General features: G+C 41.3%; 23 protein-coding genes and 1 pseudogene. 13 read left to right on the top strand and 11 right to left on the bottom strand.

Annotation, left to right across the window (positions count from 1 at the left end):
* Positions 1–7: 7 nt before the first annotated feature.
* The 6 genes from lsrA to lsrG all read left to right on the top strand — a co-directional run bounded on the left by lsrA (position 8) and on the right by lsrG (position 5,876).
* Positions 8–1,543, top strand: coding sequence for an autoinducer 2 ABC transporter ATP-binding protein LsrA (gene lsrA / locus PluTT01m_RS16230; RefSeq protein WP_011147354.1), 1,536 nt, complete (start codon positions 8–10; stop codon positions 1,541–1,543).
* Positions 1,537–2,538 carry an autoinducer 2 ABC transporter permease LsrC gene (lsrC, locus tag PluTT01m_RS16235; protein ID WP_011147355.1) on the top strand — a complete coding sequence of 334 codons (1,002 nt, stop codon included), beginning with the start codon at positions 1,537–1,539 and terminating at the stop codon, positions 2,536–2,538. Before lsrA ends, lsrC begins: the two co-directional genes overlap by 7 nt.
* Entirely contained in the window at positions 2,538–3,539 is a 1,002-nt protein-coding gene (gene lsrD / locus PluTT01m_RS16240) for an autoinducer 2 ABC transporter permease LsrD (protein ID WP_011147356.1), read from the top strand. The genes lsrC and lsrD overlap by 1 nt, the downstream gene beginning before the upstream one ends.
* A 62-nt stretch (positions 3,540–3,601) precedes the next feature.
* Positions 3,602–4,621 carry an autoinducer 2 ABC transporter substrate-binding protein LsrB gene (gene lsrB, locus PluTT01m_RS16245; protein ID WP_011147357.1) on the top strand — a complete coding sequence of 340 codons (1,020 nt, stop codon included), beginning with the start codon at positions 3,602–3,604 and terminating at the stop codon, positions 4,619–4,621.
* Positions 4,622–4,689: 68 nt separating this feature from the next.
* Complete coding sequence (gene lsrF, locus PluTT01m_RS16250; RefSeq protein ID WP_011147358.1) at positions 4,690–5,565, top strand: 3-hydroxy-5-phosphonooxypentane-2,4-dione thiolase; 876 nt, start codon at positions 4,690–4,692, stop codon at positions 5,563–5,565.
* Positions 5,566–5,576: 11 nt separating this feature from the next.
* Entirely contained in the window at positions 5,577–5,876 is a 300-nt protein-coding gene (gene lsrG, locus PluTT01m_RS16255) for a (4S)-4-hydroxy-5-phosphonooxypentane-2,3-dione isomerase (protein WP_011147359.1), read from the top strand.
* Positions 5,877–5,951: 75 nt separating this feature from the next.
* Here the strand turns inward: lsrG and tnpA are convergent, their stop codons facing one another.
* The 4 genes from tnpA to PluTT01m_RS16275 all read right to left on the bottom strand — a co-directional run bounded on the left by tnpA (position 5,952) and on the right by PluTT01m_RS16275 (position 7,673).
* On the bottom strand, positions 5,952–6,380 hold the full coding sequence (gene tnpA / locus PluTT01m_RS16260; RefSeq protein WP_011145659.1) for an IS200/IS605-like element ISPlu2 family transposase: 429 nt from the start codon (positions 6,378–6,380) through the stop codon (positions 5,952–5,954).
* A gap of 401 nt (positions 6,381–6,781) precedes the next feature.
* Positions 6,782–7,186, bottom strand: coding sequence for a type II toxin-antitoxin system YafO family toxin (locus tag PluTT01m_RS16265; protein ID WP_011147360.1), 405 nt, complete (start codon positions 7,184–7,186; stop codon positions 6,782–6,784).
* 2 nt (positions 7,187–7,188) lie between these two features.
* Positions 7,189–7,368: a hypothetical protein gene (locus PluTT01m_RS16270; RefSeq protein WP_011147361.1), complete on the bottom strand. Its 180-nt coding sequence runs from the start codon at positions 7,366–7,368 to the stop codon at positions 7,189–7,191.
* Positions 7,359–7,673, bottom strand: coding sequence for a hypothetical protein (locus tag PluTT01m_RS16275; RefSeq protein WP_011147362.1), 315 nt, complete (start codon positions 7,671–7,673; stop codon positions 7,359–7,361). The genes PluTT01m_RS16270 and PluTT01m_RS16275 overlap by 10 nt, the downstream gene beginning before the upstream one ends.
* 686 nt (positions 7,674–8,359) lie before the next feature.
* Between PluTT01m_RS16275 and PluTT01m_RS16280 the strand changes: the two genes are divergently transcribed.
* Positions 8,360–8,839 carry an Hcp family type VI secretion system effector gene (locus tag PluTT01m_RS16280; protein WP_011147363.1) on the top strand — a complete coding sequence of 160 codons (480 nt, stop codon included), beginning with the start codon at positions 8,360–8,362 and terminating at the stop codon, positions 8,837–8,839.
* Between the two features lie 109 nt (positions 8,840–8,948).
* On the opposite strand, the gene PluTT01m_RS16285 is transcribed toward PluTT01m_RS16280, so the two are convergent.
* From PluTT01m_RS16285 to PluTT01m_RS16295, 3 genes are read right to left on the bottom strand one after another with little or no spacing between them, the layout of a single operon-like run.
* Positions 8,949–9,311 (bottom strand): hypothetical protein, encoded by a 363-nt coding sequence (locus PluTT01m_RS16285; RefSeq protein WP_125043777.1) that lies wholly within the window; start codon positions 9,309–9,311, stop codon positions 8,949–8,951.
* A complete protein-coding gene (locus PluTT01m_RS16290; RefSeq protein WP_041380192.1) occupies positions 9,304–9,657 on the bottom strand; it encodes a hypothetical protein in 354 nt (117 codons plus the stop codon). Before PluTT01m_RS16290 ends, PluTT01m_RS16285 begins: the two co-directional genes overlap by 8 nt.
* Positions 9,650–10,420 carry a DUF4225 domain-containing protein gene (locus tag PluTT01m_RS16295; RefSeq protein WP_011147365.1) on the bottom strand — a complete coding sequence of 257 codons (771 nt, stop codon included), beginning with the start codon at positions 10,418–10,420 and terminating at the stop codon, positions 9,650–9,652. The genes PluTT01m_RS16290 and PluTT01m_RS16295 overlap by 8 nt, the downstream gene beginning before the upstream one ends.
* Before the next feature lie 586 nt (positions 10,421–11,006).
* Here PluTT01m_RS16295 and PluTT01m_RS16300 point away from each other — a divergent pair.
* Positions 11,007–11,216 (top strand): annotated as a pseudogene (locus PluTT01m_RS16300) (AraC family transcriptional regulator); the annotation flags it as partial.
* Positions 11,217–11,460: 244 nt separating this feature from the next.
* On the opposite strand, the gene yfcD reads toward PluTT01m_RS16300, so the two are convergent.
* Both yfcD and PluTT01m_RS16310 read right to left on the bottom strand, forming a co-directional pair.
* Positions 11,461–12,027, bottom strand: coding sequence for an NUDIX hydrolase YfcD (yfcD, locus tag PluTT01m_RS16305; RefSeq protein WP_011147367.1), 567 nt, complete (start codon positions 12,025–12,027; stop codon positions 11,461–11,463).
* Between the two features lie 481 nt (positions 12,028–12,508).
* Positions 12,509–14,386 carry a lipase family protein gene (locus PluTT01m_RS16310; protein ID WP_011147368.1) on the bottom strand — a complete coding sequence of 626 codons (1,878 nt, stop codon included), beginning with the start codon at positions 14,384–14,386 and terminating at the stop codon, positions 12,509–12,511.
* 683 nt (positions 14,387–15,069) lie between these two features.
* Between PluTT01m_RS16310 and PluTT01m_RS16315 the strand changes: the two genes are divergently transcribed.
* The 5 genes from PluTT01m_RS16315 (at position 15,070) to PluTT01m_RS16335 (ending at position 20,418) form a co-directional block, all read left to right on the top strand.
* A complete protein-coding gene (locus tag PluTT01m_RS16315; protein WP_011146697.1) occupies positions 15,070–16,110 on the top strand; it encodes an IS630-like element ISPlu16 family transposase in 1,041 nt (346 codons plus the stop codon).
* A gap of 441 nt (positions 16,111–16,551) precedes the next feature.
* Complete coding sequence (locus tag PluTT01m_RS16320) at positions 16,552–16,962, top strand: type III secretion system chaperone (RefSeq protein ID WP_011147370.1); 411 nt, start codon at positions 16,552–16,554, stop codon at positions 16,960–16,962.
* Positions 16,963–17,031: 69 nt separating this feature from the next.
* Positions 17,032–18,561 (top strand): hypothetical protein, encoded by a 1,530-nt coding sequence (locus tag PluTT01m_RS16325; RefSeq protein ID WP_011147371.1) that lies wholly within the window; start codon positions 17,032–17,034, stop codon positions 18,559–18,561.
* Positions 18,562–18,730: 169 nt separating this feature from the next.
* Positions 18,731–19,351: a GSH-dependent disulfide bond oxidoreductase gene (gene yfcG / locus PluTT01m_RS16330; RefSeq protein ID WP_011147372.1), complete on the top strand. Its 621-nt coding sequence runs from the start codon at positions 18,731–18,733 to the stop codon at positions 19,349–19,351.
* Between the two features lie 152 nt (positions 19,352–19,503).
* Entirely contained in the window at positions 19,504–20,418 is a 915-nt protein-coding gene (locus PluTT01m_RS16335) for a TIGR01777 family oxidoreductase (RefSeq protein WP_011147373.1), read from the top strand.
* On the opposite strand, the gene PluTT01m_RS16340 is transcribed toward PluTT01m_RS16335, so the two are convergent.
* Both PluTT01m_RS16340 and purF read right to left on the bottom strand, forming a co-directional pair.
* Complete coding sequence (locus tag PluTT01m_RS16340) at positions 20,399–20,983, bottom strand: UbiX family flavin prenyltransferase (protein WP_011147374.1); 585 nt, start codon at positions 20,981–20,983, stop codon at positions 20,399–20,401. The two genes, PluTT01m_RS16335 and PluTT01m_RS16340, sit on opposite strands and share 20 nt — an antisense overlap.
* A gap of 46 nt (positions 20,984–21,029) precedes the next feature.
* Positions 21,030–22,547, bottom strand: coding sequence for an amidophosphoribosyltransferase (purF, locus tag PluTT01m_RS16345; protein WP_011147375.1), 1,518 nt, complete (start codon positions 22,545–22,547; stop codon positions 21,030–21,032).
* Between the last annotated feature and the right edge of the window lie 8 nt (positions 22,548–22,555).

Consider the following 22,555-nt stretch of genomic DNA (forward strand, 5'->3'; position numbering starts at 1 on the left):
TGCCGCGATGTTACATAACAACACCGCAGTACCACCGCTATTAGAAGTCAGTGGCATCAGTAAGCAATTTTCCGGCGTAATGGTACTGAAACATATTGATTTTACTCTGTTTCCAGGGCAGATACAGGCTCTGTTAGGGGGTAATGGTGCGGGCAAATCAACACTGATGAAGATTATTGCTGGTCTCGAACAGCCGGATAAAGGCACGCTCAAGATTAGCGGTCATCATGTTAGCCATCTTAATCCCACTAAAGCCCACCAATTCGGTATTTATCTGATACCACAAGAACCACTGTTATTTCCGAATTTGTCTGTACAGGAAAACATCCTGTTTCGTTTGCCAAAGCATCAGGTAGATAAGTCTAAAATGAAACAGCTACTGGCATTACTTGGCTGTCAATTAGATCTACATGTCAGTGCTGGCAGCCTTAATGTTGCCGATCAACAACTGGTCGAAATTATGCGTGGCCTGATGCGTAATTCGAAAATCTTAATCCTTGATGAACCTACCGCCTCCCTGACACCAGTAGAAACCGAACGCTTATTTGCCCAGCTCCGTGAGCTACAACAGCAAGGTGTCGGCATCATTTTTATTTCCCACAAAATCCCTGAAATTTACCAACTAGCAGATCAGGTCAGTGTCATGCGTGACGGCACTATTGCCTTAAGTGGCAAAATCCGCGATTACACAACGGATGACATTATTCAGGCTATTACACCGGCCGCAAAAGATCAGCCATTAAATGGCACCCCAAAATTGGGTCTGGATCTTAGCAATAACCAGCACCAGACAGTACCTGATCGACCAATACTGACAGTCACCAAGCTGAGCGGTGAGGGTTTCAGCAATATCTCATTCTCAGTGAAACCGGGTGAAATTCTTGGTTTGGCCGGGGTTGTTGGTGCTGGCCGTACAGAACTGGCTGAAACACTTTATGGCCTGCGCCCTGCGGTATCCGGCGAAATTAAGTTAAAACAACATACTGTTAATGGGCTAAAAACTGCTCAACGTCTGGCCCAAGGTTTGGTTTATTTGCCGGAAGATCGACAGTCATCAGGATTATTTCTGGATTCATCACTCGGCTGGAATATCTGCTCACTAACCCACAACCGCAATACATTCTGGATACGCCCTGCCTATGATACAGCGGTACTTGAACGCTATTGCCAAATCCTAAATATCAAATTCAGCCATATCAACCAACCAATCAAAACGCTGTCCGGTGGTAATCAACAAAAAATTCTGATTGCTAAATGTCTGGAAGCTCACCCCGCCGTCCTGATTATTGATGAACCTACACGTGGTGTGGATGTCGCGGCACGCAATGATATTTACCAACTGATTCGTCATATCGCCCAACAGCAAGTGGCCATTATTTTTATTTCATCGGATCTGGATGAAGTGGTTCGAATCGCTGATCGGGTATTAGTCATGCATCAGGGAGAAATCAATGGCGAGTTAACTAAGCAACAGATGGATGTTGACACCATTATGCATATCGCTTTCGGCGAACATAAACCACAACAGGCGGCATCATGTTGAAACTTATCCAGAATAACCGCGAAATTACCGCATTGATTGCCATTCTCTGCCTGTTTGGCTTACTCAGTGTTATCGACCACCAGTACTTTAGCTTACAAACTGTCACCCTCGTTTTTAGCAGTGCGCAGATCCTTATCTTGCTTGCAATGGGGGCAACACTGGTCATGCTGACTCGCAATATTGATGTCTCTGTCGGCTCGATTGCTGGCTTATGCGCGGTCATTATGGGAATGTCACTGAATGCCGGCTTTAGCCTGTCCGTTTCCTGCCTGTTGACTCTTCTGCTCGGCATGTGTGCCGGATTTTTCAATGGCGCACTGGTCACCTGGTTGAAAATTCCTGCGATCGTTACCACCCTCGGCACGTTGGGGCTTTACCGCGGGCTGATGTTATTGCTTACTGACGGTAAATGGATTGAAGGCTTACCAGACGAATTAAAACGCCTTTCCGCACCTTTATGGCTCAATATCTCACCGATCGGTTGGTTGTTAATGATCCTGATATTAGCAATGGCGTGGATACTAGCAAAAACCCCATTTGGCCGGAGCTTTTACGCCACCGGAGACAACCTGCAAGGCGCTCGTCAACTGGGCGTTCGTACAGATAGCATTCAAATTATCGCCTTTTCCGTGAATGGTGTCATGGCCGCGCTGGCCGGAATTGTTTTTGCCTCCCAGATCGGTTTTATCCCGAATCAGACCGGCAGTGGGCTGGAAATGAGAGCTATCGCAGCTTGCGTGCTAGGCGGTATCAGTCTGCTTGGCGGCACCGGTACAGTGATCGGTGCTATTTTAGGCGCATTTTTCCTGACGCAGATAAACAGCGGATTAGTACTGCTAAAACTCCCTGCCTGGTGGAATGATTTTATTGCCGGATTTGTTCTGCTGGCGGTATTGATTTTTGATGGACGCCTTCGTTGTGCCATCGAAAAAAATATCCGCCAACAGAAATATGCCCGTTTCCTCAAAAATGACAAAAGTAATCAGGTGACATAATGAATATCGGTCAACGTTATGGCTGGGAATTCGCCTTAGCCGCATTACTGATTATTGAAATTCTGCTGTTTGGCATAGCAAACCCGCGCATGCTGGATATCAATATATTGTTGCTGAGTACCAGTGATTTTATCTGTATCGGGATTGTGGCCTTGCCACTGACTATGGTTATTGTCAGTGGCGGTATCGATATTTCATTCGGTTCAACTATTGGTCTGTGCGCGATATCACTCGGAGTGATGAATCAGACTGGTATTCCAATGGCCGCCGCTATTCCTTTGACACTACTGGTCGGTGCAATATGTGGAATAATCAATGCAGCACTCATTTTATATACCGGCATTAACCCGTTGGTTATCACACTCGGTACCTTATATCTGTTCGGTGGCAGTGCCCTGCTGCTTTCCGGCATCTCCGGTGCAACCGGTTACGAAGGTATTGGTGGCTTTCCACCCGCATTGACTGATTTTGCCAATTTGACTTTGTTTGGCCTACCTATGCCATTGATGCTATTTCTACTCTGTGTCCTTATTTGCTGGCTGTTCATGCATCGTACCCACAGTGGACGCAATATTTTTCTGATTGGGCAAAGCAGTAAAGTTGCCCGTTACGCGGCAATTCCTGTTGCCCGAACCCTATATCTTCTCTATTCCCTGACCGGCATAGCTTCTGCTATTGCCGCCATTGTATTAGTTTCTTATTTTGGATCAGCGCGCTCCGACCTTGGCGCGTCATTTCTGATGCCAGCCATCACCGCGGTAGTATTGGGCGGAGCCAATATTTATGGTGGTTCAGGTTCAATTATCGGTACCGCGCTGGCTATATTATTAATTGGTTATTTACAACAGGGGTTACAAATGGCCGGCGTCCCCAGTCAGGTATCCAGTGCCCTTGCCGGTGCCCTGTTAATTATTGCCGTGGTAGGACGTTCCATCAGCTTGCACCACCACCAAATCCGTGACTGGATACAACGATGGCGAAATCAGAGATTGTCTTCATAAACCTACAGATTGAATTTTATGACATTACAGTCCCTCTGAAACCCAACAATATGGAGAGAGTAATGAAAACCCTAATCCTGAAAAAACTGGCTCTAATTAGCCTGTTAAGTCTGGCTTGCGCCTCTTGGGTACACGCCGCCGAAAGAATCGCTTTCATCCCTAAACTGGTCGGTGTCGGCTTTTTTACCAGTGGCGGCCAAGGTGCGGTAGCCGCCGGGAAAGCCTTGGGTGTCAATGTGACCTATGATGGGCCAACTGAACCCAGTGTTGCCGGGCAAGTTCAGCTTATCAACAACTTTGTGAACCAAGGCTATAACGCTATTGTGGTCTCTGCGGTTTCACCGGATGGCCTGTGCCCCGCGTTGAAACGCGCCATGCAACGGGGAGTGAAAATCCTGACTTGGGATTCAGACACTTCACCGGAATGCCGTTCAATTTATATTAACCAAGGAACGCCAAACCAACTGGGCGGAATGCTGGTGGATATGGCTGCCAATCAGGTGCAAAAAAAGCAAGCCAAGGTCGCGTTTTTCTACTCCAGCCCAACGGTCACTGACCAGAACCAATGGGTAAAAGAAGCTAAAGATAAAATTGCCGCGGAACATCCAGGTTGGGAGATTGTTACCACCCAGTTTGGTTACAACGATGCAACCAAATCCTTACAAACCGCAGAAGGGATCTTAAAAGCCTGGAGTGATCTGGACGCCATTATTGCCCCGGATGCCAATGCCCTGCCAGCCGCGGCACAAGCAGCAGAAAATCTGAAACGACAAAATGTTGCAATCGTGGGTTTCAGCACCCCCAATGTCATGCGCCCTTATGTTGAACGCGGAACCGTCAAGCAATTCGGGCTATGGGATGTGGTTAATCAAGGCAAAATTTCAATCCATGTCGCCAATGAATTACTCAAGAAAGGTGATTTAAATGTCGGTGATAAACTAGATATTCCCGATATTGGCATGGTTGAAGTTGTACCAAACCGCGTTCAGGGTTACCGCTATGAAGCTAAGGGAAACGGTATTGTTGTTCTGCCTGAACGGGTCATTTTCACCAAAGACAATATCAATCAATACGATTTCTAATACGACTGTCCAGCAATCTCTACCATGCAGGGTTGCTGGACCAATGTAAGTGAGTTAGGAGAAAAAAAATGGCAGATTTAGATGATATTAAAGATGGTAAAGATTTTGGTATTGATATCCCGCAGAAGAACAGCCTGTTTGAACTGAAAGGCTGCGGCGCGCTGGATTGGGGAATGCAATCACGACTTTCACGCATTTTTAATCCCAAAACCAATCGAACGGTGATGTTGGCTTTCGACCACGGTTATTTTCAGGGGCCAACAACCGGGCTTGAACGCATCGATATCAATATTGCTCCGCTGTTTCCCCATACCGATGTCTTGATGTGTACCCGCGGTATTCTGCGTAGTCAGGTTCCACCCGCGACCAACAAACCGGTGGTCTTGCGGGCTTCCGGTGCCAACTCAATTCTGACGGAGCTGTCCAATGAGGCGGTCGCGGTTGCGATGGAAGATGCTTTGCGCCTGAATGTCTGTGCAGTAGCCGCTCAGGTCTATATCGGCTCTGAATATGAGCATCAATCAATTAAGAATATTATCAAATTAGTCGATCAGGGAATGCGTTACGGTATGCCAACAATGGCAGTCACCGGCGTTGGGAAAGATATGGTTCGGGATCAGCGCTATTTTTCTCTGGCGACGCGCATTGCGGCCGAGATGGGCGCACAAATCATTAAAACTTATTATGTCGATACTGGCTTTGAGCGTATTGCCAGCGGATGTCCGGTTCCTATTGTGATTGCCGGTGGTAAAAAGTTACCAGAAAAAGAAGCTCTGGAGATGTGTTACCAGGCTATTGATCAAGGGGCTGCCGGTGTTGATATGGGACGTAATATTTTCCAATCCGAAGCACCGGTTGCCATGTTAAAAGCGGTTCAAGCAGTCGTACACCAGAATGAGAATGCCAGCAAAGCTTACGAGTTATTTTTAAGTGAAAAACAATAAGGAGAATCGAGATGCACGTAACTTTGGTTGAAATTAATGTTAAGCAAGACAAATTAGACGAATTTATTGAAGTTTTTCGCCTCAATCATCTGGGATCAATTAAAGAAGCAGGCAATTTACGTTTTGATGTATTACGGGATGAAAATATCCCTACCCGCTTTTATATTTATGAAGCCTATGTTGATGAAAACGCGGCTAACACACACAAGCAAACCTCTCATTATCTGAAATGTGTTGAACAACTTGAATCTCTGATATCTGAGCCCAGGAAAAAGAGATCGTTTATTGGTGTGATGCCAGAAATAAAATAAACAACCACCTACTAAAGTAGGTGGGTTAGTGATTAACGGACTGAAAGTCCGGATACGCGTCGGCTAAACGACGCGTCAATTATCCATCCTGAAATTATCATTCGGATTGGGTTCAAAATGATGTTCTAAATAGCTTTTGATCATTTCCTCCGTTAACTGCCCCACCGTTGCACAAAAATAGCCTCGCCCCCAAAAATGTTGGCCCCAGTACCGCTTTTTCAAATGCGAAAATTCTTCAAACAGCTTACTGGCCGTTCTCCCCTTCAGCCTTCTCATGATTTCACTTGGCGCTAATGTTGGGGGACTGCTGACGAGTATATGCACGTGATCTTGACTCACAACTCCCTTTAATATTCTGATTTCAAAGGAGCCGCATGTCTGACGGATTAATTCTCGCACTCGACTTGCCACTTCTCCTGTCAGCACTTTGTATCTGTATTTCGTTACCCACACAAAATGGTATTCAATCTGAAATACCGTGTGGCTGCCATATCTGTAATCCATGTTGCACCTCCGGTACAACACAGTATCGCAGCTAAAGCTGACCGGCTAAAGCCGGTGGTTTTAACCTTTCATTTGGAAGAATAAATATACCCGTCACCTTTCAAGCTGCCTCTTTGTTGGCTGCACTCACCCCGGTAACATAGTTACCTATGCTGCCGGGGATTCGCTCCCTTGCCGTCGCGATGCATCTTGAAATCCATAGGGTATAAAACGCTTCAATATAACGAGAAAATACAACTTCGCTTAAATCACTAAATTACCCGGGACAGAATATTCTGCCCGGGGGTTTTGTTCTCGTATCACTCTTAATATTTCACAACCAAGAACAACATTGCGTCCATTAGGTATATCAGTAAAATCAATCAACAATAAATTCATATAAAGATTGAAGATCAACAAAATTAAAATTTTTCCCTGAAGCGTTCGGCAATCTTTTCAAGCTCGTCCATTAATCCAATGTCTCTGTCAGTTCCCACTATGTCATTAGATTCATTGTGATTCCAGTGCTTAATAATCGCAATTAACAAATAGGTACTTCGGTCAAAGAACCCAGAACAGTAAACTAGAACATAACCGCTCGTTCGTCTAAATTGCACCAGCTTGAGTGAAAAACCACTTTCTCTGTAATGCAAGTGTTGCAACTCAAGGTAAGAACGGTTATTCGTGAACTTATAGGGAACATCCCGACCAAAGGTAATGGGCAAACCTTTTCCTTCTTTGTAGGCTTTGAAGTCATCAACCAAGGCTTTGGTTTTTTGTTCACCCAAAGCATCTTTCAAATTGCTGTATGTGAATATTCTTACCACCGTTAATTTCCCTTTTTCTTGATCAGCAATTCCGCCATTTTATCTGCAACTTTTTTCATCTCACTTTCATTAAGGTGAAAATTGCCGGTAGCTGAAAGCACTCCTTGTTCATCAAACTCGCAAATCACTAATGGCTTGCCTTGCCCCTTCTTTGAAGAAATTTGTATGTTTTTTATGACCATTCTTCGTAATCTCCAGTGGAGCCGTGTTTAAGCTTCGTTGCCATCTCAGTAGCAATCTGATTCATATCCAAACCTTCACCAGTAAAATTAGCAGGAATGTTTTTTAACTCAGTTGTCCCCCGTTGAGCAAACTCAACAAAATTAATAATCTCTTCATACATATGTGCAGGCACAGCATAAAACTGGATCTGATTGTTTGATGAGACAGCAATAGCATCTCCTTGGGCTTCCGCCAAGGCCGCGCTAGGATTGGATTTAAACTTGCTTATCGGTATGGTGTAACCACACATAACCTTCTGTAACATATAGAATACCTCCACTTTACACTGCCATATATAGTTCCAAATTCAGCTCTAAGTATAGATCTATATTTGGAGACAACCAACATTTTGTTGGTTGTAGACAACAACCTATCAGCGTCTAGCGAGCAATCCGCTCCTACACTTTTTAGTTACCGTTTACTCTGAATATACATACATATTAATTAAACACTCGCCTATAGTGCAGTTATTAGTCCTGATGAATCATTATAAAGCAGCTATATATTGCCGTTTGCAAAATGAATTTATTGACTTACAGAATGCTTACAACAAACTTTATCTTCCAAGAATAACGCTGCATTCTTCCTGTCTATTAATAAAATCAACCAACAATAATTCCCAACAGAATCTCTCAAAGTCAAAATCTGCATTACTGAATGTCGTGTTAATAACACCGATATCGTCAATAAACAATTGCTTTAAAACCAACCAAAAAGATTGACTTTTAATCAAATTTCGCTATTTTTGAGGAATGGAAAGAGCCTTGATTAGCATTCTCCTCTTTGATACTAACTTAGGATATTTCAAAATGCTCTCCAAACAGGCAAGCATACTTATGTTTTACCTTCTTGGCAGCATGACGAAAGTTAGAAGAAAGAGAGATGAGTCTGAAAACAAAACTACTTTCTTATCTACATCATTCATACCAATAACATAGGAGTAAATATATTTTGGCTGACTTAATCTATCTGACGATAAAAGGAAAAAATCAGGGACTCATCTCTGCGGGTTGTTCATCAATTGACTCGATTGGTAATAAATACCAAGTTAACCATCAAGATGAAATTCTGGTTTACGGTTTGAGCCACTCAATGTTACGTAAGAAAAACGTTAAACATCAACCGGTGATAATTAGAAAACCCATTGATAAATCAACACCTCTGTTAGGTGTTGCAATTTCCAATAATGAAGTAATGGATTGTTTTATTAACCATTATCGGACAAGTTTAAATGGAGGATTAGAATTATATTTTAATTTAAAGCTAATCGGAGCTCAAATATTGGAATACAGTGTACTCCATCCTAACTCTTTAGAAAATAATGACCAGCAACCTCAAGAAACGCTATCGTTAATATATAAAAGTATAACGTGGAACCATATTATCGCAGGGACCGGCGGTTATAGTATATGGGAAGATACGGTATATTAACTCTCAATAAAATACCACCTCCCAAACGGGAGGTATTTAGATAAACCTCAAAACAAACTTCAAAACAAACTTCAAAATAAATTTCACTCTATAATCCATTAAATAAATATCAATTATTTTCTTTTTCTTTTTCTTTTTCTTTTTCTTTTTCTTTTTCTTCACTATCAGATTTATTCATAGTAAGAAGACAAGAATATGCAATTGCAAAAAACAAAGCACCAAACCGGATTGATCTATAATCATAAATACTAAAATAATGTGGAAATATATATACCAGTACACCGCCATTTACAGCAATGTTATGCTGTACAGTATTAACAATCACAAAGATAACAGTAAAAAGCACCGTTCGAATATGACCCCTTACATATTCCCTCAACTTAAACAGTACAATAAGCACCAAAATAGACATTGCGTAATAAATAATTACAAAAAAGACATTGTAATAGGATAATGTCACATCATCACTCATCTTTTTCACCATTATCTCTGCTTTCCTTTTCTTTACTATAGGGTCTATCCATAATAAGAAGACAAGGATATAAAAATAAAAGAAAATTCGCACCATATCTAATTGAATCATAATCGTCAATGCTAAAATAATGTGGGAATATATATACCAGCACACCACCATTTACAAAAATACCATATTGAATAGCACCAATAACCACAATAATAACAGTAAAAATCACCTCTCTAATATAGCCCCTGACATATTCACTCAGCTTAAACAGTACAATAAGCACCAAAATAGACATTACGTAATAAATAATTACAAAAAAGACATTGTAATAGGATAATGTCACATCATCATTCATGTTTCTCACCTTCAGAAATCGAATAAATACTGAGACCTGTCACCATATCACCAATAAGTTCAGCAATCAAAGGTATCCTCCCCATCACCTGCCATCCCCTAATGTAATCAGTTTTTATATACCGAAATAAACGAAAAGTTCCGGGCCTCACAACAGATCTTGCCATTCCGTACCCAGACAACGCCAGATCTACATAACCGTAAACTCTATCACCATCAGTTTCACTATAACCAAGCGTTTTAGCTGCATCACGATAAACATCTCTTACCGGACCTGAAACCTCTTTCCTTAATAACAGGTAATACCCATTCTCATAAACATTATTTCCTCCCTGTATCAGTAGAGGTACACCAAAACCGGCACAAGCGGCGCCAAGAGAGGCCACACATACGCCAAGACCGGCAAAAATCTGAGAACCACCGCTAACAAAACCAATTCGTTTCAAAGTTAAATTGGTTTTTTCATCCTCTTCTTCTTTTTGAACAATCATATATATCTGGCTATCATTCATTAACAGGTCAAATTCCTGTCTCTTTAGGTTATCTATTTCATCTTGCAGGATTGCAATACCACCATCAGCAGATAAGCAATTTGTACCTATCTCATGATTAACCGTTCTGATGAGTTCATTTATTTCAAAAAGGAAACGACTTCCGCTTCTAACATCAGAAAGATATCTAAAATTAAGCTTGGATGATATCTCATGTAATTCTTGGATTTTGGGCTCTAAATAATGCCAACTCTGTCTTGATGAAAATACCATGTTAAACCTCTATAACTCGTTAATTTTGACTCATGCGATCCCCAAACAATGTGATAACCATTCCATGATCCTGTCCAAAAGAACATTGTAAGCCCTTAACCTTAGAATGCTGATTGTAAATTCCAATGGATAACCGTTATATAAAAAGGTCCTCATCCACGGCTGAATCAGATAGCTATGATTTGGTCCCACATGATCCTAATTCCTGACAATACCTATTAAGGCACTCCAATATCGAGAAATACTTTTCCATAGCGAATACCCAGATTATCTGGGCCATACAATATCTTTACGACTTCTATCAAACCAAACCCATTAAATCACAACAATAGAACAACAAACAGTCTTTTTTCCCCGGATATTCTATTTCCTAAACACTAACCATTATTCAAACCTAATTTTTCTCTAAACGCTATCTATTATTCAAACCTAACCATTCCCTGCTATATGCTATTATTTTCTTCCTTACACGATTAGAGTTTCATTTGAAATAACATTTTCCACATCGGCTTAATGCCAAAATCAGCAATATCAGTCAGGCAATGTCTCTTATGCTCAGGCATAGTGTTCTCAATTGGAGGATACAATGCACAATGATAAAACTGACGCCTACGTCAAACGATTCAATCAGGTATTTAATTATATTGAGCGTCATTTGGATGAACCGCTCACATTGGAACAACTGAGTGAGGTAGCGAATTTTTCGCGTTATCACTTTCACAGGCAGTTTGCCAATTACTGCGGTATACCGGTAGGGCGCTATATCCAATTAATGCGATTAAAGCGTGCTTCCTACCTTCATTACCTTAATTTTGTGCATGAAGTCGCTACACACGAATTACTGACGGATATTTACTTACCGCTTAAATAGAGTGGCGCTTGTGTCGCAGGCACATATTTTACGGCACGTTATTAACAGTTTGCTCAAAACCTCGAAAGAACGGTACTGTCGTATTGGAGGATGGCTAACAGCCCCCCTCCAGCTCTTCATCAATAATCAATAAGAATGTAAAACCTCATTAATTTCTACTCAGATTACTTTAGATAACTCTTTTTGGACTATTCTCATTTTTTTTATAAACAATAATTTCATCAAAATCGTTATTACGTGTCAGCCACAGAGAAAGTGCTTTCAGCGAATCAGGGGTGAATTCATCACAGCGAGCGGTTATCTCCTCCGGTGTCAACCAGCATACATCATCAATTTCCGCTTCCTGTAAAGCAAACGGACCGTGACTGATACAACTGAATAGTGCGCCACAAATACGGCAGTCCTCTGCTTCATAATAAAAACTACCATGTTCTGCAAAAGGCACACCGGCAATACCTAACTCCTCTTCCGCTTCGCGCCGGGCAGAATCCAGCATATTTTCACCCGTCAGCACCACACCACCTGCGGTCGCGTCCAGATTTCCCGGATAAAAATCTTTAGTCACTGTACGATGTTGAACCAAAATCTTTCCCATGCCGTTGTGAACGACAATATAAGTCGCACGGTGTCGTAAACGTTGGGCACGCATTTGCCGACGCGTAGCCTGAGCGATGACTTCATTATTTTCATTAACGATATCAATCCACTCAATATTCACTACATTCTCTTGTTCCATCTTCAAAAAACCTTTTTTATTAGCAAAAAATTGCAAATCTACAAGACGTTTATTTTACTCAAAACAACCAAATCGATAGAGGCTCTACGAAGTTATTCGTTTCGGACGGCTCATGCAACCTTTTCGCTAAACTTGAAATAGAACAGCAACGAAACTGTAGCCCGATAAGATTTTTACTGGTAATGATAACAGGGTTGATAGCTTCATTTTATCAACCCTGCAAATTAGAAAAGAGAATCTCAACCATCATCCGCCCATATTCCTCATTATGGCGGCATTATTTCCTAGCGTTCTATTATTCGGTTATATACCCGTCATCTTTCAAGTTGCCTCTTTGTTGGCTGCACTCACTCACCCCGGTCACATAGTTTTCTATGCTCCCGGGGATTCGCTCCCTTGCCGTCGCGATGCATCTTGAAATCCATAGGGTATAAATATCAATTCACTAATCTTAATATTTAATTTATTCACCTTTATTTCATCATAACTCTTTCTCAATCCGTGTGGCAATATTGGTATAACGCGTTAAGGCCAAAATACTCTGTTTATCTTGTAAAGTATCAATAAGTGCTTGTTCTAACTGGTTATCCATATTCAAAAATAGTGTATTACGTTGCCGAATATCAGGAATAATATCACTCCTTTCATTCATTGTATTTTCAAATAATTGCTTCTGATCTTGATAAAAATAATATTTGTCTGGCGCAAACAACTCTGCAATTCGATCGCCAATGTAATGAATATATTTAAGCATACGATGATCAGGCACCCCCAAGGCATATTTCAAAGTCGGGTTTGCATTACGTGGAAACCATTTGTTCTTATCAGCGTCGCTTATCTGTTTAAAAAATTCTTTCTGAATCTCCAATGCCACCTTCATATTATCTTTCGTTTCATTATTCAATGACGGAATCAAATACAATTTTGCCATGACAGGTAATATTTCTGTGAGCCGTATAAGATCGTTTGAATCACTCTTTTTTAAAGTTTCAATAATGAGATCAGCTTTATAAAAGTGAACGATTTCCCCATGATGCAAGAAAACTTCCTGACCGTTTGTTAAACCTAACAATTCAATAGTACTAAATAGATAACCCAAAGGCCCCCAATAATTATAAAGCCAATTATCTAAGTCTTTTTCCGGGGGCATAGAGGGGACTAGATCATTTTCATTCACATGACGGTAATGTGTAATTTCTTCTAATTCTTGTACTGCACTACGGGTTAATGTCCGCGGCATCCCATAACTATATAAGCAAGGATGATATTTTTTCAGTTGGGCACTATGTAATAACCCTAAAGCGCCCCCCAAACTGTGTCCACAAATAAATAAGTTTCGACTTCTAGCTAAATCAATAACTTTATCAAACACATTTTCATCAGAACCGGGAGCTTTTAACTGACCAATAAGATTAAATGCCTCCCAAAAACCCCGATGAACCTTACCATTATTAATAAAACCACTGCATACACCGTCTGGCTCACAACCCAATTTCAATGGTTGATACATAATGTCAGTGAGGGCGTCATTGACACTCGCCGTTCCCCGCCAGCTAACAATAATTTCCTGTTGATTAGCGACATAAAATAACTCCGTATCTCCTATCCCACTTTCACCCGCTTTTGAATCAATAAATACAACATCAGTATAACGTTCACTAAATGGCACATCATAAACAATGGGCGTACGTGATATTTTTTCCACCTTACTCGGTAATTGGGATATATCCAGCATTTGTCGGTTAAAAAAATGAGTAATAGAACCGGCTATATCAACATTATCATCAAAATATGACAGCAATCCCATTAATGCCAAATTATAAGCATTCACCAGGGAATAATCTTTCTGATGATGTAACAATAGTACCCATGCACGAAACGGGCACACTTCCAAAATATATCGGCAGTTTGTTGAGAGAACACGAAAACCTTTCGGTACTGGGTCTGGGAAATGATAACGTGGCGGTTTCTCCTCTATCCATTTATCAATGACAGGCAAGCCATCACTTATCTGTCCAATTGTCACATAACGGTGTTGATGACCTTCCGTTTCTGCTTTTGGTTTGACAACTGACGCCCTAATACTGCGTTTTTCCCGTAATGGACGCTGTTCCATTTCATCAGCTAATGGTTGAGCACTGATATATAACGTTACCGCATCAGATGACAAGTTTTCTTCCCGAAGCAATCCTTGATTATTAGTCACACCTTTGCGCTCATCTCGCAACCTCCCGCTGCTTATCAGACGATAAGGCATATTCACTAATGGATTACCTTGTTCATCAACTAATTGAAACTCCACCCAATTTTCTGTCATTTTTTGGCTATCAATAGTGCCGCTTGGGCATAATTCGCTCATAATTATTATCTTCCTTTTTTTATTCTGGAATATTAGTTCGACACTTATTATCAGATCGATACACTAATAATAGTGGGAGAGAAAATTCATTCACTCAAGTCTGTAATTGTAATAAAATTCAATAAATGCAAAACGAATATAATTATGAAAAATATAAAGTGAAAAATGGCAACAAAATAACAATGAAGATCATTGATTTATTTAATTTCACAAATGCTAAATCCACAAAAAATAAAAAACCCAAACGTATTCACCTGACATAGAGTTATAATCACCACAAAAACAAAAAAATAATATTTTGATTTACATGATAAAAATATTATCCTTACTAACTATCATGATTAATCATTAAATTTTATTTTTGATGAATTAAATAATGAAAAAATTCCATCTATGCTCAACTAGAACAGCAATAATAAATTCATTAATAATATACTGATGTTTTATTATTGATAATATACCCGTCATCTTTCAAGTTGCCTCTTTGTTGGCTGCACTCGCTCACCCCGGTCACATCGTTATCTATGCTCCCAGGGATTCACTCCTTTGCCGTCGCGATGCATCTTGAAATCCATAGGGTATAAATAACTTTTCAAAATAATAGATCACTTGGAGGGAACTCAGTCCGATTTTTGCGATCTGATCAATTGCGAAAAATCCCAAACCCCAACACGGACTGAGTGATGCCTATCATAGCACCTATACCTCAAGATGAATGCCAGAAAATGAGAAAACTTATCCATAAAACCCGTGATAAGAACTATTCCCGTCGATTAACCGCGTTATTGATGCTCAATGAAGGATTGACAGTGACTTATGTCGCCAAGACCCTTCATGCCGCACGCTCTTCCGTCAATCGTTGGGTTCAGTGGTTTACATTATATGGGCTGGAAGGACTCGAAAGTTTACCCGTTGGCCGACCTGTTGTCTGGGATCTCTCCCCACTCTATAACCTCTTACTTTTCTTATTACAGCAATCCCCCCAAAAGTTAGGCTATCTCCGCTCTCGCTGGAGCCTTGAACTCATGACTCATACCCTCAATGAATTACTCAACCTCTCTCTGACGCAAAATGTCCTTTATCGTTACTTTGCTCAGGTGGGGATTGTCTGGCGTAGAGCGGCACCCACAGTGAAACAACCTGATCCCGAATACGATGAGAAAATGGCAAAGATCGCGGAAGCCAAAGCGAACATTTCAGAAAAACATCCCGTTTTTTATGAAGATGAGGTGGATATTGATCTAAACCCGAAAATCGGCGCGGACTGGTGCTTCAAAGGACAACAAAAACGGGTTATCACCCCGGGAAAAAACGAAAAACATTACCTTGCGGGCTGCCTTAATGCCCAAACAGAGCAAATCACCTATGTTAAAGGAATAAAAAAGAATTCTGATTTATTTATCAAAATGTTAGATGAACTGAATCATCAATATCCCCATGCGGAAACCCTCACATTAATCTTAGATAACTACTGTATTCATAAAAGTCAGAAGGTAAAGGACTGGCTGGCACGACATCCAAAATTTACCCTGTTGTTTTTACCGGTCTATTCACCGTGGCTAAATAAAATAGAACGGTTATGGCAATCGCTCCATGAGACAATAACGCGAAATCATTGTTGTCAATTTATGTGGCAGTTACTGAATTATGTTGATGCCTTTTTGGCATCGTTTTCATCACAGCAAAAGCCAGGAAGACAAAAAATGGGTGTAGCACAATTATGAAATCTTATTTATATTTTCATTTTAATATTATTAAATAATATGCAGATTACTGTCGCGGTCATATAAAGCATTGTAGTTTTAAATAATCAGATAAAATCCAAGTATATCAAAGTAATAGCAGCACCTTAAACGTCTCTATTTTTTTACTATATTACCACGCAATATATTCGTTCTACCCCTTCAGTCTAAAATGACCCAAAAATTATCACCGAGGACCGTATTGAAATTGGCAATATCACCTTATCCCGCTAAGTTTATCGCCAAATTCTTCATAAAAGCTAACCGTCACTATACGTTGACGATATTATTTGGTTACCACCCATAATCCATCTATCTGATTAATTCTTACAATATTTTTGTCTATTTTTGATAGACTACCTTGTGTTTCAACTTCATAATTAGGCAATATTTTACTGTTGATTTTTTTGATGAGATTTATTTATGTCCAAATTAGAAAAATTATGCGCAGATTTTGCCGATCAAACCAACATTATGTTGAATCTTTCTACCGGCGCAGTGCAATTGAACATTGGTGATTATGGTCCCTGGTGGTTAGAAGTAGATTCAACGGGATCAATGCTGACTTTTCATCATACAGTAGCTTCATTTATTAATAGTGATGCGGAATTTTGGCTCTCATTAAACAGTAATATAAATATACTTGGCGGAGCATGGCTCGCATTACATCAGCCAACACAAACTATTCGTCTCTGTTTATTACAAGATATAGAACGAATCGATGCTACTGACTTGGATAATATTCTGGGGAACCTGCAAAAAATAAGAGCTGAACTTCCTTTTCCAGAAACTAAGCCCACCACTTCAGCTTCATCCCACAATATTTTGGTTTGACCTGTTTTCTCAAGCCGTAAATTTAAAAAGTTCACAGCAAAAAATACAATAACATCATGGAGAAAAAATATGCCAGACTTTTCAATACAGAGAGCTAATACTAGGATTGATATTCCTCAAAATGAGTTGCATCAAACAACTACAACAGATAAAACTTGCCACTGCTGTGAACCGTTGCTGAATAATACTATTGATAATCCACTTACAGCACCAACTTCTGTTATCACACGATGGAATGAAAAATCCGTCGCAACCAATAAACAAATTGAAGCTAATATTTCTCGCTTAGCCGGCGAAAGCACTGCTGCCCACAAAACGGTTAATTCTCTCTTATCCAACCTAGTGAAACTTTTTGTTCGGGCAGAGGGTAATGAATTAACCGCAATCACTAAGATGCTTAATGCCTATACCGGTGATAAACCCGGTTTTAGTATTGTCGGTCAGCTTGGCGCAGGTGGATTTACTCGCATCATTAGCGAAGCACGGCAGAATGGTGCCAGCTCTGATAGAGCTAATACAGAACCGCTAACATTGAGGGAGAAGGCCACTGCTTATTATGATCTCACCAACTCAGCTTATTTCCGGGACACTCTGGAGAAGATCTATTCATCACCCGAATTGAAATCAGAATTCAAAGATATAATTGATATTGGTTACTTGGAAAGTAAAAACTTTGCACCTGCCCGCGGTTCCACGAAGGAAAAGCCCTTACCTGATCAATTAGCGCTCTATACTTTTAAAAATGAAAATCAATTTAATGCCTCTGAAAATCCCGAATTATATCAGGTGACTAAACAGGTAAATGGGCAAGAAGTTATCAGTAACCCGGCTCTGGCTGGCAATAGTCTTACAAAAGTTCAGAATGATTTCAGAGCACCGGCTCCTGATAAGGATAGTGTCTGGTCAGCCGCCGCTTCACTTGAGGCTGATAATCGTTTGACCAACCGGGAGTTGGCGTTTGCCAGTTTAAATCCTCGCAACCGGCTGGATAGAACTGACTATCAATTTGGTCAATCAGAACCTATCAAAGCACATCAAGAATTAGCTAAGGAAAACATTATCGTACAACGTGGTAACGGTTTTTCTGTCTGGAATGTGAAAGAAAATACCGGATTTTCCAAGGATGCAGCTTTGCACAATTTGCCAACTGTCGCTGCACCTTCCGGCACCACAGATCGTTTTATTACTGCGGCCAGGTTGTTGGGTGCGGGCCTGAAAAATGATCTTGCTTTAGGTACGCCTACTAGCAGTGAATCAACAGAGCAATCAATTCAACGCGGGGAGCGGGAAATGAAAGAGCTCACTCGATGGCTGGCAACAGGTTATCTGGTTGATGATAATCATCATTCTATGATTGAAGTTAATTTAGGTGCGGCTAACCACGGTTTAGCGCCTCAGTGGGGATTGAATCTCTATACCGAACCCTTCTCTTCTCCTATACATGCCAAAGGATTTAGCATATCCAGCCAGGAAATATTGGCACAATTAGAAGGCCGTGATGATGTCCACACAGATTACTCTACTTTCAGGAAAGATCTGTACGGCGGAAGTCGGGCAACAGTTAACGCGGATGGCAGCATAAAAACAAGCTCCAGATAAATATGCTTTTCTCCAGAAGAAAAGCTGATCACCTCTTTTATTAATAGATCTTCCTGTCGTGCTGTTCAGGAAGATCATTATTCATGCCAAGAAGGGTATCAACATAGCTTACACGCTACACCAATTAATGATAATGTGTGATGCCATTACGTGTTCCACTGGAGGTTCCATGATCGATCTGTATTATGCTCCAACGCCAAACGGCCATAAAATCACACTCTTCCTGGAAGAAGCTGGCCTTTCCTATACTATTCACCGAATTGATATTAGCGCAGGAGATCAATTCAAGCCTGAATTTCTTGCCATTTCGCCCAATAATAAGATTCCCGCGATTGTTGATCAGCAACCAATCGATGGTGGCAAACCTATCGCTATTTTTGAATCTGGTGCCATTCTTACTTATCTGGCAGAAAAAACGGGCAAGTTACTTAGCAAAGATATGCGTGAGCGTGTCCAAAGCCTGCAATGGCTGTTTTGGCAGGTCGGTGGCTTTGGCCCGATGCTAGGGCAAAATCACCATTTTAGTCATTTCGCACCGGAAAAAGTCCCTTACGCGATTAATCGTTATCAGGAAGAGACAAAGCGCTTGTATCAAGTCCTGAATACCCAATTGGAAAAAACACCCTATCTGAGCGGTCAGGAATACAGTATTGCTGATATCTCAACTTATCCGTGGGTTCGTGCTTATGAACGTCAGAGTATTGATCTGAATGATTATCCGGCAGTGAAAAAATGGTTTGACGCTATCAGTCAGCGCCCCGCTACTCAAATTGCCTACAGTAAAATCTAATATGTCTGCGGGGTAACTATTTCCCCGCAAAACTTGATCAGGCTGACAGATAGCTATATCTTTAACTACCAACCCTTATATCTCTGCTATATGCTATAGTTTTTATATCAACAACAGTTCTTATATCAACAATTTAGGTTATAGGAGTGGTTATGCGTATTTTAATCACTGGAGGAACAGGTTTGATTGGTAGCCGTCTGGTTTGCCAACTTCTTTCCCTATCCCATTCCATTACTATTCTAAGCCGCTCACCTCAAAAAGTTTATTCTCTATTCAGCAATCAAGCTGAATGCTGGACCAGTCTGAAAGATAAAACCGATCTCAACGATTTTGATGCCGTAATCAATCTTGCTGGCGAGCCCATAGTAAACAAACTATGGACTTCAACGCAAAAAGAGAAGCTGTGCCAGAGTCGCTGGACATTAACAGAGCAACTCAGCAAGCTGATTAATGCCAGCCAGACACCACCAGAAGTCTTTATTTCCGGCTCTGCGGTAGGCTATTACGGGGATCAGAATCAAACAATTGTCACAGAGCATGAGCCACCTCATGATGAATTTACTCATCAGCTCTGTAAGCAGTGGGAACAACTTGCATTACAGGCAGCCAGTGATAAAACCCGTGTTTGTCTTTTACGTACTGGTGTTGTACTGGCAAAAAACGGCGGAGCACTGAAAAAAATGCTTCCCTTGTTCCGTCTCGGACTTGGTGGCCCGATGGGGAGCGGAAAACAGTATCTGCCCTGGATTCATATTGACGATATGGTGAATGGTATCTATTACCTGTTAATGACGCCCGGTTTGAGTGGTCCTTTTAATATGACCGCCCCTTATCCAGTACATAATGATCAATTTGCCGCAACACTGGGAGAAGTATTGCACCGTCCTGCCATTATCCGAACGCCTGCTTTTGTGCTGAAATTACTGATGGGAGAAGCTGCGGCTCTGGTACTGGGCGGACAACAGGCCATACCGCATAACTTGGAACAAGCGGGTTTTGGCTTCCGTTATTTTCAGCTAAAAGAGGCATTTCAAGACTTACTGGATGCTAAATCTCAACGCTTTTAGCCCCTTGCCAGCGGGTAAATAGATCATGAGGTAGCTCAATATCAAACTGATCAAGCACGCGGTTAACTGTCTGGTCAATAATATCCTGAATCTGTTGAGGCTGATGATAAAATGCAGGCACAGGCGGCATAATCACCGCGCCAATTTCTGCCGCTTGAGTCATCAGCCTGAGATGCCCCAAATGCAACGGCGTTTCCCTTACCCCAAGCACTAACTTACGACTTTCTTTCAATACAACATCTGCCGCTCTGGTCACTAATCCATCAGTATAACTATGGACAATACCTGATAGGGTTTTCATTGAGCATGGTAGAATTACCATGCCCGAAGTTTTGAATGAACCTGAAGAGATGGCAGCAGCGATATCTCTGTTGTCATACACAACATCAGCCAGCGCCTGCACATCCCGTAAACTATAATCTGTTTCAAGTGCCAGTGTCTGGCGAGCGGAATGACTGATAACCAGATGTGTTTCTATCCCTTCAACTGGCTGTAAAACTTGCAGTAGCCTTATACCATAAATGGCCCCACTTGCTCCTGTAAGCCCTACGATCAATCTTTTCATTTTTTCCTCATACAAACACTGAACAACTCGCTAAACCCGAAAGTCATCAACCTTCATTATAGATATCCAGATTTTCAACTTCATTCTGATTATTCAGTTTTACTTCATCGTCTTTACGCAGATTCTCCAGATAATAGAGATAAGTCTGGTCAACGTCTTTGGTAACATAAACACCATTGAATACTGAACTCTCAAACCCGTCAACATCCGGGTTTTCTTCACGAACAGCGTCGATCAGATCAGTTAAATCCTGAAATATCAATGCATCTGCACCAATAAGTTGGCGAATTTCATCCACTTCACGCCCATGAGCAATCAGTTCATTTGCATTGGGCATATCAATGCCATAAACATTCGGGAAACGTACTTCCGGTGCTGCCGAAGCAAGATAAACTCTCTTCGCGCCGGCTTCACGAGCCATATCGACAATCTGTTCTGACGTTGTACCACGCACAATAGAATCATCCACCAATAGCACATTTTTATCACGGAATTCTGCGCGATTAGCATTCAATTTACGGCGGACTGATTTCCGGCGTTCCTGTTGCCCAGGCATGATAAATGTCCGGCCAACATAACGGTTTTTCACAAATCCCTGACGATAGGGTTTACCGAGTATGCGCGCAATTTCTAACGCAACATCGCAAGATGTTTCGGGGATTGGAATAACCACATCAATATGTAAGTCTTCCCATTCGCGGGCAATTTTCGCCCCTAGCTTATGCCCCATCCGTATGCGGGCGTTATAAACCGAAATTTTATCAATAAAGGAATCTGGGCGAGCCAAATAGACAAATTCAAATAAACAGGGAGTCAGAGAAGGATTTTCAGCACATTGACGAGTAAATAACTGACCTTGTTCAGTAATATAAATCGCTTCACCTGATGCAACATCCCGCAGGAATTCAAAGCCTAGCGTATCTAATGCAACGCTTTCAGAAGCGACCATATACTCATTACGGCCATCATCCAAAGTGCGCTTACCTAAAACCAACGGACGAATACCATGCGGATCACGGAAAGCAACTAACCCATGACCAATAATCATCGCAATGCAGGCATAAGCACCACTCACCTGTTTATGCATTGCCGCTACTGCCGCAAAAATATTGTCAGGCACCAATGGATAATGCTGGGAGCAATCCAGTTCACTGGCAAAAACGTTGAGCAAAATCTCAGAATCTGACGTAGTATTCACATGGCGACGGGCATTCTCAAACAACTTTTTCTTCAACTCATGAGCATTCGTCAAATTACCATTGTGTGTCAATGTAATACCAAATGGAGAGTTCACATAAAACGGTTGAGCTTCCGATGCACTGGAACTGCCCGCTGTCGGATAGCGAACATGACCAATCCCAATCGTTCCCTGTAAACGCAGCATATGCCGGGCTTCAAACACGTCTCTCACTAAGCCATTGGCTTTGCGTAAACGAAATCCATTGTTACCATCAATAGTAGCAATGCCCGCAGCATCTTGCCCACGGTGCTGAAGCACCGTCAACGCATCATAAATCGACTGGTTAACCGGTGTAAAACCGACGATACCAACAATACCGCACATGTAGTTCT

Source organism: Photorhabdus laumondii subsp. laumondii, assembly GCF_003343245.1.
GTDB lineage: Bacteria > Pseudomonadota > Gammaproteobacteria > Enterobacterales > Enterobacteriaceae > Photorhabdus > Photorhabdus laumondii.

Excerpts from the sequence above, each read along its gene's own strand:
- PluTT01m_RS16275 (WP_011147362.1), bottom strand. The coding sequence starts at position 7,673 with ATGTTACAGAAGGTTATGTGTGGTTACACCATACCGATAAGCAAGTTT.
- PluTT01m_RS16320 (WP_011147370.1), top strand. The coding sequence starts at position 16,552 with ATGTCCAAATTAGAAAAATTATGCGCAGATTTTGCCGATCAAACCAAC.
- lsrA (WP_011147354.1), top strand. The coding sequence starts at position 8 with ATGTTACATAACAACACCGCAGTACCACCGCTATTAGAAGTCAGTGGC.
- PluTT01m_RS16285 (WP_125043777.1), bottom strand. The coding sequence starts at position 9,311 with ATGAGTGATGATGTGACATTATCCTATTACAATGTCTTTTTTGTAATT.
- yfcG (WP_011147372.1), top strand. The coding sequence starts at position 18,731 with ATGATCGATCTGTATTATGCTCCAACGCCAAACGGCCATAAAATCACA.
- lsrF (WP_011147358.1), top strand. The coding sequence starts at position 4,690 with ATGGCAGATTTAGATGATATTAAAGATGGTAAAGATTTTGGTATTGAT.
- PluTT01m_RS16335 (WP_011147373.1), top strand. The coding sequence starts at position 19,504 with ATGCGTATTTTAATCACTGGAGGAACAGGTTTGATTGGTAGCCGTCTG.
- tnpA (WP_011145659.1), bottom strand. The coding sequence starts at position 6,380 with ATGGATTACAGATATGGCAGCCACACGGTATTTCAGATTGAATACCAT.
- yfcD (WP_011147367.1), bottom strand. The coding sequence starts at position 12,027 with ATGGAACAAGAGAATGTAGTGAATATTGAGTGGATTGATATCGTTAAT.
- lsrD (WP_011147356.1), top strand. The coding sequence starts at position 2,538 with ATGAATATCGGTCAACGTTATGGCTGGGAATTCGCCTTAGCCGCATTA.
- PluTT01m_RS16310 (WP_011147368.1), bottom strand. The coding sequence starts at position 14,386 with ATGAGCGAATTATGCCCAAGCGGCACTATTGATAGCCAAAAAATGACA.
- purF (WP_011147375.1), bottom strand. The coding sequence starts at position 22,547 with ATGTGCGGTATTGTTGGTATCGTCGGTTTTACACCGGTTAACCAGTCG.
- lsrB (WP_011147357.1), top strand. The coding sequence starts at position 3,602 with ATGAAAACCCTAATCCTGAAAAAACTGGCTCTAATTAGCCTGTTAAGT.
- PluTT01m_RS16290 (WP_041380192.1), bottom strand. The coding sequence starts at position 9,657 with ATGAATGATGATGTGACATTATCCTATTACAATGTCTTTTTTGTAATT.
- PluTT01m_RS16340 (WP_011147374.1), bottom strand. The coding sequence starts at position 20,983 with ATGAAAAGATTGATCGTAGGGCTTACAGGAGCAAGTGGGGCCATTTAT.
- lsrG (WP_011147359.1), top strand. The coding sequence starts at position 5,577 with ATGCACGTAACTTTGGTTGAAATTAATGTTAAGCAAGACAAATTAGAC.
- PluTT01m_RS16315 (WP_011146697.1), top strand. The coding sequence starts at position 15,070 with ATGCCTATCATAGCACCTATACCTCAAGATGAATGCCAGAAAATGAGA.
- PluTT01m_RS16325 (WP_011147371.1), top strand. The coding sequence starts at position 17,032 with ATGCCAGACTTTTCAATACAGAGAGCTAATACTAGGATTGATATTCCT.
- PluTT01m_RS16270 (WP_011147361.1), bottom strand. The coding sequence starts at position 7,368 with ATGGTCATAAAAAACATACAAATTTCTTCAAAGAAGGGGCAAGGCAAG.
- lsrC (WP_011147355.1), top strand. The coding sequence starts at position 1,537 with ATGTTGAAACTTATCCAGAATAACCGCGAAATTACCGCATTGATTGCC.
- PluTT01m_RS16295 (WP_011147365.1), bottom strand. The coding sequence starts at position 10,420 with ATGGTATTTTCATCAAGACAGAGTTGGCATTATTTAGAGCCCAAAATC.